Raw genomic sequence first — 15076 nt, 5'->3', positions numbered from 1 at the left:
CCGACAATCAGATCGCGCGACGCCAGCGATGCAGTATATCCGGCCCGACCCGGCCCGTTTCGATCAACTCAAAGCGCGGCGCACTTGCCAGATGCGTGATGCCAAGACCGCCGATTGCGGGCAACCCATCGGCCCCAATGGCAAGCCCTGCGGTGAAACCAACCAGCTCGTCCACCAGATCGGCGGCCAGCAACGACGCCGCCAACGCGCTGCCCCCTTCGCAGAACACCCGTGTCAGCCCTGCATCGCCGAGCTGGCGCAGTATCTCGTTCGGATCGAGCTGCACCCCGCGCGCACCGCAGGGCAGCAAACGCGCGCCCAACCCAGTCCACGCCCGCAACCGTTCGGCGTCGGCCCCTTCGCCATGGCAGATCCACAAGGGAACCTCGCCCGCCGTGCGTGCCAATTTCCCCATGAATGGCAGATCAAGATAGCGGGATACCACCACGCGCACCGGTTGCTGCGCGATGCCCAGATCGCGCACGGTCAGTGATGGATCATCCGCCCGCGCCGTACCGGCACCGACCATCACCGCGTCATGGCGCGCACGCATCCCATGCACCGCTCGACGCGCCATCGGTCCGGTGATCCATTGGCTCTGTCCGGTTTCGGTGGCGATCCGACCGTCAAAGCTGCTGGCAAGTTTCAGCGTGACAAGAGGACGGCCTTGTTCGGTTCTCAGGAAGAACCCGGCGTGATCCCGCGCGGCCTCATCCGCCAGTACGCCAGTGGTCAGGTCGATGCCATGTTCGCGCAATCTGGCAAACCCCTGCCCTGCAACCCGCGCATCACTATCCTCGATGGATGCGACGACCCGCGCGACACCTGCTGCGATCAACGCGTCGGTGCAAGGCGGTGTCTTGCCGTGATGAGAGCAAGGCTCAAGCGTGACATAGGCCGTTGCACCGCGCGCCAGATCACCAGCCTGCGCCAAGGCCATGGTTTCGGCGTGGGGTCGCCCGCCCGGTTGAGTCCATCCCCGCCCGACGATGCGCCCCTCTTGCACGACCACACAGCCGACAGCGGGATTTGGCCAGCATCGTCCTTGTCCGCGGCGGCCCAAAGACAGGGCCAGCGCCATAAAGCGTGTGTCGCTGTCGGTCACTCTTCCGGCGTCTGTGGGCGCAGTTCGTGGACAAAATCCTCAAAGTCGTCTGCCGCCTGAAAGTTTTTGTAAACACTGGCAAAACGCACGTAGGCAACCGTATCGATCCGGGCCAAAGCCTCCATCACGATCTCGCCGATCTTGCTGGATGGAATATCGGTTTCACCCATGCTCTCAAGCCGGCGAACTATACCCGAGATCATCTGATCAATGCGTTCCGGTTCAATCGGGCGCTTCTGCATCGAAATGCGAATCGAACGTTCCAGTTTATCCCGGTCAAAGTCTTCGCGCTTGCCGTTTGTCTTGATTACCACGAGGTCGCGCAGCTGTACCCGCTCATAGGTTGTGAACCGGCCACCGCAAGCCGGGCAGAACCGCCGCCGCCGGATCGAAACGTGATCTTCGGCGGGACGTGAATCCTTGACCTGTGTGTCGATATTTCCGCAAAACGGGCAGCGCATCAGCCGTCCCCCTATGATTTCTGCCACTTGTTGTGGGTGCTCTGGCCCACTTGCCGAGAATTATAGGCGAGCCGCTAGGATTTGGGTAGGGGGGAATTCACACCGCAAGATACGGAAGTCAGGCCAAATGCGCGACCACATGCCGGTGGTGCGGCGCCGTGCGGTGTTCAAAGAGATAGACTCCCTGCCACGTGCCAAGGAGCGGCCTTGCATCCGATACAGGGATCGACAGGCAGACTGGCAACAGCGCCGATTTGATATGCGCCGGCATATCATCGGGGCCTTCATAGGTGTGGCGCAGATAGGACATGGCAGGATCAGTACCTGGTGGAACCAAACGATCAAAGAAATCGGTCAGATCGTCCCGAACCTCGGGGTCAGCGTTTTCCTGAATCACCAGCGAACAAGATGTGTGCCGCACGAAGAGTGTAAGAAGGCCAGTCCGGCACCTCGTGTTCCTCACCCAACCGGTGACATCGCGCGTAAATTCGTACAGCCCCGGACCATGGGTTTCGATGATGAATTCGGTCTGATCGGCCACGCTAACCTGCGCCCTATCCGGCGCGGCCCATTTGCGGCACGCAATAGTTCCACGCACCCCACGCGCTGAGGTTGTCGCCCGTCCTGGTCACAGTCAGCAGCAATCCCGGCTTTAGGTCTGCGTTCGCTGGTGGGTCGAGCGAGAACTGAACAGCAGATTTGGCATTCTCGGTCTCGGACCGACCGCGCGGTCGTGAAATATAGATGCGCTGTTCGATTGGCACGCCAAGCACGCGGCGTGCATAGTCTCCGGCTGCGCACCAGTATTCGGTGCTGGAAATACCGCCGCGGCCAATCACTTCGAAAGACGTCGCCGAGAGTGGATTGACCACATGACTGTTGGTGGCGCGCCAAGCCGATGCAGGCGTCGCCGTGTACACTATTGCAAGGATAATGGAAAAAGCGAGATATCGGGTCTTCCGAACATTATTTAGCATGGGCTTACCACCTATCCCAGATCGCCGGACCGTCATACTGATAACAATACCAAACGGCCGTATGGCGCGCGAGATTGTCACCAGCGCGCTTGACGGTAAGCGAGTATCCGGTGCTGGTATCGGCGCCCGCTGGCGGTGACATCGAGAACTGCACTGCCTTGCGTCCCGGACGCGTTACGCTGGAACCGATCGGCTTCCAGATATAGATACGAGCGACAGCCGGCACACCGATCACCCGTTGGGCGAAATCCCCTGCACCGCACCAGAAATCGGCGGCGCTGGTGCCTACCCCGGCGACCACCTCCCACACTGTTTCGGAAACTGGAAATACTTCGAGCCGGTTAATGGCCCACCATGCGCTCCCCCATGTTGGGATCACGGCCAAGAACGCTGCCAGTGTCACGCTCGTCGCTATTTTCATTGGTTCACCTCGCGCTGTATGACGCCGTGGCTCTGTTGCCTGTTTCGATAAACCTAGCACGGTCTGATCGGGTTGTCTCGCCACCCCCTAAAAGATCGGTGCGACCTGACAATACCCGTGCGCCTGCTGAACGGTCATGCTCTCGCCTACTTTCAAGGCATTCAGGCTAAGCGAGGGTGGTGCGGGTGTTATGCCTGCCGCCTTTGGGTCGAGCGTGAACTGAACCGACGAGCGCCGCCCGGTCGTAACGCTTGGTGCTCGGCCGCGAGCGATATAGAGGCGGGCTTGCCATGACGCTCGCAATTCACGCTGGGCATAATCAGCCGCGCTGCACCAAAAGACCTGCCCATTTCCACTGCTCTTTGGGACAACCTCAAAAACATTGGAGTTGACTGGATTCACGCGCGCACCCAACTTGCTTGTAAAGGCGTCGCCCGTCTGCGGAATCGCCAAGGCTAGTCCGGCGATCAGCGCAAGGCCTGTGATCTTGTTCTTCATGAGGTTTCTCCGATTGGGTGTGAACCAACGATAGAGCGGTTGTGAGATGTGCAAAGGGCGATCACGGCGTGTTTATCGGCGATAACCCGCGGCTGCCTCGCCAGACGGCCATTCAACAAAAGATGCCAGTGCAAAAAACCCCGCCGAAGGGACGGCGGGGTTTCTGTATTGACTACTGATCGAGGAAACTGCGCAGCTTGCGACTGCGACTTGGGTGTTTGAGCTTGCGCAATGCCTTGGCCTCGATCTGGCGGATCCGCTCGCGTGTCACGCTGAACTGTTGCCCGACCTCTTCCAAGGTGTGGTCGGTGTTCATCCCGATCCCGAACCGCATCCGCAACACGCGTTCTTCGCGTGGAGTCAGGCTTGCTAGGACGCGGGTCGTGGTTTCCTTGAGGTTCTCCTGAATTGCGGAGTCCAAAGGCAGAACCGCGTTCTTGTCCTCGATGAAATCGCCAAGCTGGCTGTCTTCCTCATCGCCGATCGGCGTTTCCAGAGAAATCGGTTCCTTGGCGATCTTCATCACCTTGCGAACCTTCTCAAGCGGCATCTGCAGCTTTTCCGCCAGTTCTTCTGGTGTCGGCTCGCGTCCGATCTCGTGCAGCATTTGGCGACCGGTACGAACCAGCTTGTTGATCGTTTCGATCATGTGCACCGGAATACGGATCGTGCGTGCCTGATCCGCAATCGAGCGGGTGATCGCCTGCCGGATCCACCACGTCGCATAGGTGCTGAACTTGTAGCCCCGGCGATACTCGAACTTGTCCACCGCCTTCATCAGGCCGATATTGCCTTCCTGAATAAGATCAAGGAATTGCAGACCACGGTTCGTGTATTTCTTGGCGATCGAGATAACCAGACGCAGGTTGGCCTCGACCATTTCCTTCTTGGCTTGACGGGCTTCTTTCTCGCCTTTTTGAACCTGCTGAACGATGCGTCGGAATTCGCTGATATCAAGACCGACATATTGCCCGACCTGGGCCATGTCATTGCGCAGTTCTTCGACCTTGTCCGATGAGCGTTCAATGAACATCTTCCAGCCGCGACCCGGCTTTTCCGCCATGTCGCTGAGCCAGTTGGGATCAAGTTCCCGGCTCCGATAGGCATCAATGAACTCGCGCCGGTTGATCCGCGCCTGATCCGCCAGTTTGACCATGGAGCTGTCCAGCGACATGATCCGCCGGTTGATCCCGTAAAGCTGGTCAATCAACGCGTCGATCCGGTTGTTGTGCAGGTGCAATCCGTTCACCAGCTCAACGATTTCCGAACGCAGCGCCTGATAGGTTGCCTCGGCCGCATCGCTAAAGGAATCGTCTTCGTTCAGGGTTGCGGAAATACGGCTGTCCTGCATTTCGGACAGTTGCGCATAGTCGTTGGAGATCGTTTCAAGGGTGGTCAGAACCTGATCCTTGAGCGCGGCCTCCATCGCCGCAAGGCTCATGTTGGCTTGTTCATCCTCGTCATCGTCATCGTCTTTGGCGATGGGGTTGCCATCCGCATCCAGCTCCTGAGTTTCCTCTTCCGCTGGTTTTTCGGTCTTGGCGTTGGCGTCGACAACAGGGGCCTGAACCTCTTCGTCTTCGTCCAGTTGATCGCCGAATGTCGTCTCGAGATCGATCACATCACGCAGCAGGATGTCTTCGCTAAGCAGTTCGTCATGCCAGATCGTGATCGCCTGAAAGGTCAGCGGGCTTTCGCAAAGCCCGGCAATCATCGTGTTGCGCCCTGCCTCGATCCGCTTGGCGATGGCGATCTCGCCTTCGCGGCTGAGCAGCTCGACACTGCCCATCTCGCGCAGATACATGCGCACAGGATCGTCTGTGCGGTCCAGCTTTTCGGTGGTGCCGGTCGAAACGGTGACTTCGCGCGCGCTCTCGGTTGTCGCGACTTCGGTCGAGCCCTTTTGCTCTTCCTCTTCGGCCTCTTCATCCTCGATGATATTGATGCCCATCTCGCTGAGCATCGACATCACGTCTTCGATCTGTTCGGAGTTGACCTGATCTGGCGGCAAAACCTGATTGAGCTGGTCGTAGGTGATGTAACCCTTTTCGCGCGCCTCGCCGATCATTTTCTTGACGGCGGTCTGGCTCATATCGAGCGAAATCTCGGCGTCCTGATCGTCAGACTTGCGGTCGTCATTGTCTTTGGCGGCCATGCGTTGCTCCTGCTAGGGCGTCTCGGGTGATTCGATTGGAACGAATCATTAGCGTGATCTGCTGATTCGGCTACCCATCTACCCGTTTTTCTTTAGTGATTCTTTACCAAAACACATCACCGTTGCGATTTGGGTTGCCCGATCTGCTGCAACAAGGCCTCAAAACGCTCGCGTTCGTCCTTGTTGATTCGCGCGCCATTGTCGCCGGTGTCATACTCTGCCTTGTCTTCGTGTTCACTGCGTGCAGCCCGGTTACGGGCTTCGGCGGCCTGCGACAGCCGCCATGTCAAAGCCTCATCGGCGCCGCCCGCGACATCTTCGAGGGCTTCGGCAATTTCGGCAGTTAGCCCGCGTTGCGTGGTGAGTTTGGCGAGTTCTTCGGTCAGCGTCATGCGCGCCAGTTCAACATCGCCCGGGTTTCGAACGCAGGGGCTGATTGCGACATGGCGAAGGGCATGAAGATTTTCAAGGGTACCGGGACCAATTTCCTCGGCGAGGATGTCAGATAGTGACCGTTCCTGCGTATCCGCGTGGCGCAGAACCAGATCACGCAGCCGGGCGTGGGTGGGATCGGCGCAGGCCATCCGTTCCAAATCGCTCTCGAATTCAGAGACGACTTTGGGCGTGGCGATGATCGTGGCCAGAATGACCGCTTCGCGCAGATGTATCTGGGCGGCGTCATCCGCAGCGACAAGCAGGGATGTTTTAGTTCCGGCCATCGGAACGGGCGTTGCCTTTTGCCCCGGCTTCCAGGGTTTGCGCCCTACCCCGGTTCTGCGCGGCGAAAACAGTTCCCACCGCAAATCCTTGATCGCCTGCCCGTAATGCCCCCTGATCGACGGATCGCGAATTTGCTGAATCCGCTCGCGCAGCGTCGCATCCAGTGCTGCCCTGCGCTCGGGGCTGTCAAAGGATTTGCCCTCGGTCTCACGCTGCCAGAGCAATTGCACCATCGGAATCGCATCATCCAGCAGCTTCTTCATCGCGCCAGCCCCGCGATCACGGATCAAATCATCTGGGTCCATCTTCTCCGGCATGATCGCGAACCGCAGGCTTTGCCCCGCCGCGAGCAACGGTAATGCGAGGTCAATAAGGCGCATCGCGGCACGCAGGCCTGCCGTGTCACCATCCAGCGCGATGATCGGTTCAGGCGCGATCCGCCACAACAGTTGCAGCTGGTTCTCGGTGATTGCCGTCCCCAAAGGGGCCACCGACGCATCGAACCCGGCAGACGCCAGCGCGACAACGTCCATGTAACCCTCGGCCACGATCAGCGGCTTGCCCTTGCCCGCCGCGCTGCGCGCCGGGCCGTGGTTGTAAAGGCTCCGCCCTTTGTCAAAAAGTTCGGTTTCCGGTGAGTTCAGATATTTTGCATTGTCGTTCGGGTCCATGGCCCGCCCGCCAAAAGCGATGCAACGCCCTCTCGCATCCCGGATCGGAAACACGATGCGATTGCGAAACGTGTCATAGGGCTTGCCGCCTTTGGTCGACGGTTTGGCCAACCCCGCCGCCAGTATCATGTCGTCCGGAACAGATTTTCCGCGCAGATGATCCCACAGGCCCTGCCAGCCATCGGGCGCAAAGCCGATCTCCCATCGCTCCTGCCCCTCAGCCCTAAGACCGCGCCGGTCGAGATAGTCGCGCGCCTCCGCCGCTGCACTTGTCTTGAGTTGCAGGCGGAAAAACTGTACCGCCTGCTCCATCACCTTGGCCAATTCACTGCGCCGGTCAGTCTTTTCCTGCGCTTTGGGATCACGCGCGGGCATGTTCATCCCTGCTTCCCGCGCAAGGATTTTGACCGCTTCCATGAACCCGACATTCTCGGTTTCGGTGATAAAGGAAATCGCATCACCCTTGGCGTGACAACCAAAGCAGTAATAGAATCCCTTGCGGTCATCGACATGGAAGGACGCGGTTTTTTCCTGATGGAACGGGCACGGTGCCCACATGTCGCCTTTGCCCTGATTGGACTTCCGCGCGTCCCAGGTCACCTTGCGTCCGACCACCTGTGACAGGCTGGCCCGAGAGCGAAGTTCTTCCAGAAAACCCGGCGGCAGCGACATATCAGTTCTTCAGATTCTTTTGCATTTCCTGAATCTGGTCCCAGTTTTCAAGACACTGCTGTTCCATGTTCGCACCCAGATCGGTCTTTTTCAGATCGCGCTTTTTCTGGCTGTAGACAAATTCGGTCAATTGCGGGATCGCCGCATTGTAGTTTGCAGGCCAGGTCGGGTTGGATGCCGCGATGGTCGACGCCACATCCGCCTGTTTTACCCGGTCAAGCCGCGCCTTCTGAATGGCGCTGATGACCTGCGCCTGATAGCCACAGCTCTGCTCTTTGGTTTCAGCGGCCAGAAGCGGCGAGGCAAATAGACAAGCGACAAGCGCAAGACGGATCATTGGTGTACTCCGGAATCAGTTTGGATCGAGATACTCTACCCGCGCGCCGCGACACCCTCCATAGCCGATCTGAGATCGTGAACGAGAGTCTCCGCCATCGACCGAAACACCATGATCTGGAACCTGTCCGCGTCAACGCGGGTAATCGAAGCGTTCATGTGCATCATCTGCGTGCGCAGGGTGTGCCCGATCTGAAATGTACTGTTCCGCAGATCAACAGGCACGAGGCGCGCCAACACATCTTCGGCCCCGGCTCCCTCCAGCGCAACAACCGCCCAGGCATCGCTTTGGTCGGTGAGCGCTGCATGCCCCGTCAGCGCAGGATCAGGATCGGCGCCGACCAGAAACACTTGTCCACGGGCAAACCATATCACTTGGACCTCGGCCTTATCGCTGAGCCGATTGGGCTCCGGAAGATCGACTTCATGCGAAGACTTCAGGATACCTGCAACCATCGCCTGTTTGCCTTTGAACGGCATGATCGAGGTCATCCTGCCAAGGTCAATCTCACTAAGCACGACATTGCCAATTTCCAGCGGCAACAATCCCTTGCAGGGCGTTCTTGCAACGAAATCACCCACGAACACGCCCTCCCTCGGGATCAAAGAACACCGGATCAACCACCTCGCACAGCGTCTCTACATCTCGCAGGTGATCGACGACGCGCACCTGCTGCCCATGCCGCGCCCGCCCGTTTTTTAGAAACCCAAGCGCCAGCATCTGGCCCAGCGTCGGCGAATACCCGACCGACGTGACATAGCCCTTGTCATTGACCCGCACGGCCTCGTCCTCTGGATCGAACAGATGCGCGCCCGCCGTCAATTGCTTGACATCTCCCGCCGGTCTGAGGCCAACCAACTGGTCGCGTTCCGGCCCTGACAGACCCTCACGCTCGCTCATGGTCTTGCCGATACAATCCTTCTTGGCAGAAACCATGCGCCCCATGCCGATGTCATCCGCCGTCGTCCGACCATGGATCTCGGCATGGGTGATGTGCCCCTTTTCAATTCGCAATACGTTCAGCGCCTCCATCCCGTAGGCACCGCCCCCCAAGGCCTCTGCGCGGTTGAGCAGCATCCGAAAGAGGCTGTCGCCATAGCGTGCCGGAACCGCAATTTCGTAAGCGTGTTCGCCCGAAAACGAGATCCGGAACAATCGCCCGGCGATGCCCCGCACCGACACCGCGCCACAGGCCATGAACGGCCAAAGATCGTCGTTCAGCGGCTTTTCCAGCAGTTCATTCAACAATTCGCGCGATTGCGGTCCAGCAATTGCGAACTGCGCCCACTGTTCGGTCACAGAGGTGAACGCCACATCCAGATCCGGACGCAATCCCTGATGCGCAAATTCAAGATGGCGCATCACAGGCCCGGCCGCCGCCGTTGTGGTGGTCATGAGATAGTGGTTTTCGCCCAGTCGCGCGGTCGTGCCATCGTCCATCACATGCCCGTCTTCGCGCAGCATCAGCCCATAGCGCACGCGACCGACCTTTAGCGTACTGAACGTATTGGTATAACGGAAATCCAGAAATGCGGCCGCATCCGGCCCCTGAATGTCGATCTTCCCGAGCGTGGACACATCGCAGATGCCAACCGCGTTGCGCACCATCGCAACCTCACGATCACAGGACTGCCGCCAAGTGGTTTCACCCGGCGCAGGAAAATAGCTCGGCCGGTACCAAAGCCCCGCCTCGATCATCGGCGCGTTTCGCTCGACACTGGCGACATGGCTGGTGGTAAACCGTTGCGGCGCAAAGCCCTTGCCCTGCCCTCCGGCCCCCATCGCGGCAATCGAAACCGGGCTATACGGCGGTCTAAACGTCGTCGTGCCTGTATCGGGAATGGCGCGCCCGGTGATATCGGCAAGGATCGCCAGCGCCGCGACATTCGAGTTCTTGCCCTGATCGGTCGCCATGCCTTGCGTGGTATAACGCTTCATATGCTCGACCGAGCGGAAGTTCTCGGTTGCTGCCTGTTTGACATCCTTGACCGTGACATCGTTCTGAAAGTCGAGCCATGCCCGCCCGCGCCCCGGCACCGCCCAAAGTGGCGACAGCCGATAGGGTTCGTCTTCAGCCGCCGGAATATCTATTCCCTGCGGTGTGCGCTCAAGATCAGCCAGCGCTGCCTTAGCCGCATCGGCCCCCGCGCGCAGGCAAGCGGCGGTCGAGAACGTCCCGTTACAGGCCCCCGCAGCGCGCAGACCCGGCACCGCGCCAGAAACGGGAACAAATGCCTGAATATCATCACGCCAAACCGGACGGCTATTGGTATGACAGGTCAGATGAAGCGTTGGGTTCCACCCCCCCGACATCGCCAGACAGTCGACCGCCAGATTGTCCTCACCGCTGACGCTGCGGATGGTAATGCTCTCCACCGCCCGGCGGCCCCTGCTGTTGGACACCATCGCGCCTTTGAACACCCGAACACCCGCCATATCCGGCGCGTCGTGTCGGCTATCGATCAAGGCGGCAACGTGAACCCCCGCCGCCTGCAGATCCCGCGCCGTGCGATGCGCATCGTCATTGTTGCCAAAAACCGCCACCTTGTGTCCCGGAACGACGCCCCAACGGTTTAGATACGCCCTGACCGCGCCCGCAGTCATGATGCCCGGCCGGTCATTGTTGCGAAACGCAACGGGCCGTTCGATCGCACCCGACGCCAGAATGGTGCGTTTGGCCACAATCCGCCAGAACGTCTCGAGCGGCAAGGCAGCGTGCCGCGCCCCGAGGTGATGGCCAACCCGCTCCAGCGCACCATAAGTGCCCTGATCGTAAGCTCCGGTCACAGTCGTGCGGGGCATCAGGCGTACGTTGGGCATCGCCGAAAGCTCGGCAACAACCTCATCGGTCCAAACGGCACCGGGCTTCCCATCCACCTCTTCGTTTTCGGCAAGCAATCGCCCGCCGGCACGGAAATCCTCATCTGCCAGGATCACGTCCGCCCCAGCGCGCGCAGCAACCAGCGCGGCCATCAATCCGGTCGGTCCGGCCCCGATCACCAGAAGATCACAAAAGGCAAAGGCCTTCTCATAGCAGTCAGGATTGTGATCCCCGGACAGGGCTCCCAACCCTGCCGCCCGCCGGATCACTGGCTCGTAAAGCTTTTCCCAGAACGCAGGTGGCCACATAAAGGTCTTGTAATAGAAACCGGCCCCCAGAAATGGCGCCGCCAGATCATTCACCGCCATTACATCCATGTTCAGCGATGGCCAACGGTTTTGGCTCTGTGCCTCAAGCCCGTCATAAAGCTCCTGCACCGTCGCGCGCATGTTGGGCTCCACCCCGGCCCCCGTTCCGATGGTCATCAACGCATTCGGCTCTTCGCTTCCGGCGCTCAGAACTCCACGGGGCCGATGGTATTTAAAAGACCGCCCGACCAGCCTGACACCATTCGCCAAGAGCGCCGAAGCCACGGTATCACCTGCAAATCCCTGATGAACTGCGCCATCAAAGCTGAACCGCACTGGCGTTGTGCGATCCACCAGACCCTTTCCCGCCAGCCTCATGCCCCAGCCTCCGCGCGGACATCCGCAGCCAACATGGTTCCCAGCACTTCATGGCTGACTGTGTCGCGCGTCACTACGATCCAGGCCCCGCATCCCGCCTCGTGATACCACAGGTCTCGCGTGACCCCTGCGGGGTTCTCACGCAGATGGACATAGTCGTCCCATGCCGCCTCATTCGCATCAGGCAATGGCCGATCCAGCGCCACCGCAGCGCCTTGATAATAAAACTCGCGCCGATCCCGTTCGCCGCAAACCGGACAGGTGATCCTCATGCGCCGCACCCCAATTTCATCTTTGCAACAATACTCCCGCCGGAGGCTCCCATCCTGTCCTCCATCGCCTAGTGCAGATTATGCTGAGAGCCGGTGCCCTCTTCATCCAAAAGCCCCCGCCCGGTGCGGAACCGATCCAGTCCAAACCGGGTCGCTGCCCCATGTGGACGATCCGTTGCCATCAGATGCGCAAAACAATTCCCCGAGGCCGGCACGGCCTTGAACCCGCCATAACACCAGCCGCAGTCGATATAGAGCCCATCTATTCCCGTCTTGTCGATAATCGGCGAGCCGTCCGGCGTCATGTCCATGATACCGCCCCAACTGCGCAGCACTCTCGCCTTGCCGATCATCGGCATCAGGGTCATCCCGGCCTCCATGACGTGCTCGACCATCGGCAAATTACCCCGCTGCGCATAAGAGGCATAGAAATCGAGATCACCACCAAACACCAACCCGCCTTTGTCGGACTGGCTGATATAGAAATGCCCCATGCCAAAGCTGATCACATGGTCGATCACCGGCTTCAGACCCTCGGTGACAAAAGCCTGTAAGACATGGCTCTCGATCGGCAATCGCATCCCAGCCATCGCCGCAACCTGGCCGGATCGTCCGGCGACCACGATGCCGACTTTCTTGGCCCGAATTTCTCCGCGTGTCGTCTGAACGCCCCGGACCTTGCCGTTCTCGATATCAATCCCGGTCACTTCGCAGTTCTGGATGAGGTCGACCCCGCGTTGTTCCGCACCGCGCGCATAACCCCAAGCGACGGCGTCATGGCGCGCCGTTCCTCCACGCGGGTGGTAGAGTCCCCCATAGATCGGGAAACGTCCATTGTCGAAATCGAGATAGGGCAGATGAGCACGCACGCCTTCGCGATCGAGCAATTCCGCATCGTCGCCCTGGTTGATCATCGCATTGCCGCGCCGCGCAAAGGCATCGCGCTGCCCGTCGGAATGAAACAGATTGATCAGGCCCCGCTGCGAATGCATGACGTTATAGTTCAGGTCTTCTTCCAACCCTTCCCACAACTTCAGTGAGTGGGAGTAGAACTCCGAATTGCCCTGCAGAAAATAGTTGGCCCGCACGATGGTCGTGTTGCGCCCCACATTGCCGCCACCGATGTAGCCCTTCTCAAGCAAGGCGATATTGGTCAGCCCGTGTTCCTTGGCAAGGTAATAGGCCGTACTCAGACCATGCCCTCCGCCTCCGATGATGATGATATCGTATTCGGATTTGGGTTCGGGATCACGCCAGTGAGGCGTCCAACCCCGATTCCCGGTCAGCCCTTCTTTCAGGACTCGAAGACCAGAAAACCGCATATCATTCCCCTAATGCGAGGGCACGAAAACCAGCCCGCACCCGCCTGTTTTCCAAGACCTAGCAGCGCCTTTAAAGAAAACCCAACGGAAATTTGGCTTGGCACCGATCGAATGTGGGATCACGCAAAATTTCAGCGCGCCCACGGCGTTCTGGCGCACATTCGCTATATATCTTGCTTAGCCACTCAGCCCGCGCAATGAAACGCACGGGCTGGAGGAAAATGGCAAATGCGGTACGAACATCCGAAGTCCCGTTCACGCACCGTTGCTATTGCCCGTTCAGAGGCCCTTGGCGCGGTAGCTCGCGGCGACTTTGGTGATCGAAACAAGATAGGCAGCTGTCCGCAAGTCATCTACATCGTCGCGTGAATGCCAGACCTCGCGCATCGACTGATAGGCCGTGCGCATCGTGTCATCCAGACCGGACCGCACCAGTTCGAGTTCGCCAGCGCCACGCAGGTACTTTTTCTTGAAGTCCGGCGACATCGACCAAGCATCACCAAGATAACGATCCAGGCGCTCTAGCTCGTCCACCACCAACTGGTGACGCGCTTCTTCCTGCCGGCGTTGCATCCGGCCAAACCGAATGTGACTCAGGTTCTTGACCCATTCGAAATACGAAACGGTCACACCACCAGCATTGGCATACATATCGGGAATGATGACGGTTCCCTTAGCGCGCAGGATATCGTCCGCCCCTGCGGTAATGGGTCCGTTCGCCGCCTCGATGATCAACGGCGCCTTGATTCTGTCCGCATTGCTGAGGTTGATCACACCTTCCAGCGCCGCAGGTATCAGGATGTCGCATTCTTCTTCCAGAACTGCGGCACCTTCGGCCGTGTGCGCCGCGTCAGGGAAGCCTGTCACACCACCACGACCGCGAATCCAGTTGAACACCGCTTCAACATCAAGACCGTCCGGATTAAACAGCGCCCCATCCCGCTCGATAATGCCCGTGATGACCGAACCGTCTTCCGCGGCCAGGAATTTCGCCGCGTGATAGCCCACGTTCCCCAAGCCCTGAACAATGACTCTCTTGCCCTCCAGTGACCCGGACAACCCGGATTTGGCCACATCCTCGGGGTGTCTGAAGAACTCTTGCAGGGCATATTGCACACCCCGCCCCGTGGCCTCGACCCGTCCCGCGATACCGCCGGCATTCGGCGGCTTGCCGGTGACGCAGGCACGCGCGTTGATATCCGTGGTGTTCATTCGGGCGTATTGATCGGCGATCCATGCCATCTCGCGCTCGCCCGTCCCCATGTCAGGTGCAGGCACGTTCTGGCTGGGATGAATCAGGTCGCGTTTGGCCAGTTCATAGGCAAAGCGACGGGTGATCTGCTCAAGCTCATGCTCGTCATATTGGCGCGGATCGATCCTCAGGCCGCCTTTTGAGCCACCAAAGGGGGTCTCTACCAACGCGCACTTATAGGTCATCAGCGCGGCCAGCGCCTCGACCTCGTCCTGATTGACACCCATTGCGAAACGGATACCGCCCTTGACAGGCTCCATATGTTCAGAGTGCACGGACCTGTAACCCGTAAAGGTCTGGATCTGCCCACGCAGGCGGACACCAAAGCGCACCGTGTAGGTTGCATTGCACACTCGGATCTTTTCTTCCAACCCCGGCGGCAGGTCCATCAGCGCCACGGCGCGGTTGAACATCAGATCGACGCTTTCGCGAAATGTCGGCTCGTTTCTCTGATTCATGCGTTTCTCCTCCCGAACGTTCACAACGACTCACTTGCGCTGTGTTCTAGAAGCCAACCTATGACGAGATGGTGAAGTTTGGCGACATATTTGACATGATCCTGTACATACCAGCACAAAATCGACCATAATACGCGTCGGAAAGGATGGATGGTTCGGTAGAGAGTCCCTGCTATGATAGGGTTAGGATTATACTAAATATGTAGATAATACGCGCAATGCGGCGCGATTTGTGTCCAAATTTCGTC

Annotated in this window: 14 protein-coding genes; all 14 read right to left on the bottom strand. The window is 59.1% G+C overall.

The features are described 5' to 3' along the window. Nucleotides 1-7 precede the first annotated feature (7 nt). Nucleotides 8-1105 carry a bifunctional diaminohydroxyphosphoribosylaminopyrimidine deaminase/5-amino-6-(5-phosphoribosylamino)uracil reductase RibD gene (gene ribD, locus ABJO75_RS10190; protein ID WP_348129816.1) on the bottom strand — a complete coding sequence of 366 codons (1098 nt, stop codon included), beginning with the start codon at nt 1103-1105 and terminating at the stop codon, nt 8-10. Continuing rightward, nucleotides 1102-1566, bottom strand: coding sequence for a transcriptional regulator NrdR (nrdR, locus tag ABJO75_RS10185; protein WP_348129813.1), 465 nt, complete (start codon nt 1564-1566; stop codon nt 1102-1104). The genes ribD and nrdR overlap by 4 nt, the downstream gene beginning before the upstream one ends. 118 nt (nt 1567-1684) lie before the next feature. Beyond that, a complete protein-coding gene (locus tag ABJO75_RS10180) occupies nt 1685-2107 on the bottom strand; it encodes a secondary thiamine-phosphate synthase enzyme YjbQ (protein WP_348129810.1) in 423 nt (140 codons plus the stop codon). Between the two features lie 13 nt (nt 2108-2120). Continuing rightward, nucleotides 2121-2543, bottom strand: coding sequence for a hypothetical protein (locus ABJO75_RS10175; protein WP_348129807.1), 423 nt, complete (start codon nt 2541-2543; stop codon nt 2121-2123). A gap of 4 nt (nt 2544-2547) precedes the next feature. Beyond that, nucleotides 2548-2964 (bottom strand): hypothetical protein, encoded by a 417-nt coding sequence (locus ABJO75_RS10170; protein ID WP_348129804.1) that lies wholly within the window; start codon nt 2962-2964, stop codon nt 2548-2550. A gap of 87 nt (nt 2965-3051) precedes the next feature. Then, nucleotides 3052-3462, bottom strand: coding sequence for a hypothetical protein (locus ABJO75_RS10165; RefSeq protein WP_348129801.1), 411 nt, complete (start codon nt 3460-3462; stop codon nt 3052-3054). A 172-nt stretch (nt 3463-3634) separates the two neighbouring features. Further along, entirely contained in the window at nt 3635-5617 is a 1983-nt protein-coding gene (rpoD, locus tag ABJO75_RS10160) for an RNA polymerase sigma factor RpoD (RefSeq protein ID WP_348129798.1), read from the bottom strand. Between the two features lie 116 nt (nt 5618-5733). Then, nucleotides 5734-7680 (bottom strand): DNA primase, encoded by a 1947-nt coding sequence (gene dnaG, locus ABJO75_RS10155; RefSeq protein WP_348129795.1) that lies wholly within the window; start codon nt 7678-7680, stop codon nt 5734-5736. A 1-nt stretch (nt 7681) separates the two neighbouring features. Then, complete coding sequence (locus ABJO75_RS10150; RefSeq protein ID WP_348129792.1) at nt 7682-8017, bottom strand: hypothetical protein; 336 nt, start codon at nt 8015-8017, stop codon at nt 7682-7684. Nucleotides 8018-8052: 35 nt separating this feature from the next. Beyond that, a complete protein-coding gene (locus tag ABJO75_RS10145) occupies nt 8053-8598 on the bottom strand; it encodes a sarcosine oxidase subunit gamma (RefSeq protein ID WP_348129789.1) in 546 nt (181 codons plus the stop codon). Next, on the bottom strand, nt 8591-11524 hold the full coding sequence (locus ABJO75_RS10140; protein WP_348129786.1) for a sarcosine oxidase subunit alpha family protein: 2934 nt from the start codon (nt 11522-11524) through the stop codon (nt 8591-8593). The genes ABJO75_RS10145 and ABJO75_RS10140 overlap by 8 nt, the downstream gene beginning before the upstream one ends. Beyond that, nucleotides 11521-11796, bottom strand: a complete 276-nt coding sequence (locus ABJO75_RS10135) for a sarcosine oxidase subunit delta (protein WP_348129784.1) — start codon at nt 11794-11796, stop codon at nt 11521-11523. The genes ABJO75_RS10140 and ABJO75_RS10135 overlap by 4 nt, the downstream gene beginning before the upstream one ends. Nucleotides 11797-11864: 68 nt before the next feature. Beyond that, nucleotides 11865-13118 (bottom strand): sarcosine oxidase subunit beta family protein, encoded by a 1254-nt coding sequence (locus tag ABJO75_RS10130; RefSeq protein ID WP_348129781.1) that lies wholly within the window; start codon nt 13116-13118, stop codon nt 11865-11867. 279 nt (nt 13119-13397) lie between these two features. Continuing rightward, the gene (locus ABJO75_RS10125; protein ID WP_348129778.1) at nt 13398-14828 is read right to left on the bottom strand and encodes a Glu/Leu/Phe/Val dehydrogenase; all 1431 of its coding nucleotides are present in this window, start codon (nt 14826-14828) and stop codon (nt 13398-13400) included. Between the last annotated feature and the right edge of the window lie 248 nt (nt 14829-15076).

Origin of the sequence: Sedimentitalea sp. (genome assembly GCF_039973035.1) — a bacterium.
Classification (GTDB): domain Bacteria; phylum Pseudomonadota; class Alphaproteobacteria; order Rhodobacterales; family Rhodobacteraceae; genus Sedimentitalea.
This window is presented reverse-complemented; position numbering and strand designations above follow the sequence as displayed.

Bases quoted from the DNA above. Each gene is read 5' to 3' on its own strand.
- nrdR (WP_348129813.1), bottom strand. From the start codon at position 1,566: ATGCGCTGCCCGTTTTGCGGAAATATCGACACACAGGTCAAGGATTCA.
- ABJO75_RS10175 (WP_348129807.1), bottom strand. From the start codon at position 2,543: ATGCTAAATAATGTTCGGAAGACCCGATATCTCGCTTTTTCCATTATC.
- ABJO75_RS10170 (WP_348129804.1), bottom strand. From the start codon at position 2,964: ATGAAAATAGCGACGAGCGTGACACTGGCAGCGTTCTTGGCCGTGATC.
- ABJO75_RS10165 (WP_348129801.1), bottom strand. From the start codon at position 3,462: ATGAAGAACAAGATCACAGGCCTTGCGCTGATCGCCGGACTAGCCTTG.
- rpoD (WP_348129798.1), bottom strand. From the start codon at position 5,617: ATGGCCGCCAAAGACAATGACGACCGCAAGTCTGACGATCAGGACGCC.
- dnaG (WP_348129795.1), bottom strand. From the start codon at position 7,680: ATGTCGCTGCCGCCGGGTTTTCTGGAAGAACTTCGCTCTCGGGCCAGC.
- ABJO75_RS10150 (WP_348129792.1), bottom strand. From the start codon at position 8,017: ATGATCCGTCTTGCGCTTGTCGCTTGTCTATTTGCCTCGCCGCTTCTG.
- ABJO75_RS10140 (WP_348129786.1), bottom strand. From the start codon at position 11,524: ATGAGGCTGGCGGGAAAGGGTCTGGTGGATCGCACAACGCCAGTGCGG.
- ABJO75_RS10135 (WP_348129784.1), bottom strand. From the start codon at position 11,796: ATGAGGATCACCTGTCCGGTTTGCGGCGAACGGGATCGGCGCGAGTTT.
- ABJO75_RS10130 (WP_348129781.1), bottom strand. From the start codon at position 13,118: ATGCGGTTTTCTGGTCTTCGAGTCCTGAAAGAAGGGCTGACCGGGAAT.
- ABJO75_RS10125 (WP_348129778.1), bottom strand. From the start codon at position 14,828: ATGAATCAGAGAAACGAGCCGACATTTCGCGAAAGCGTCGATCTGATG.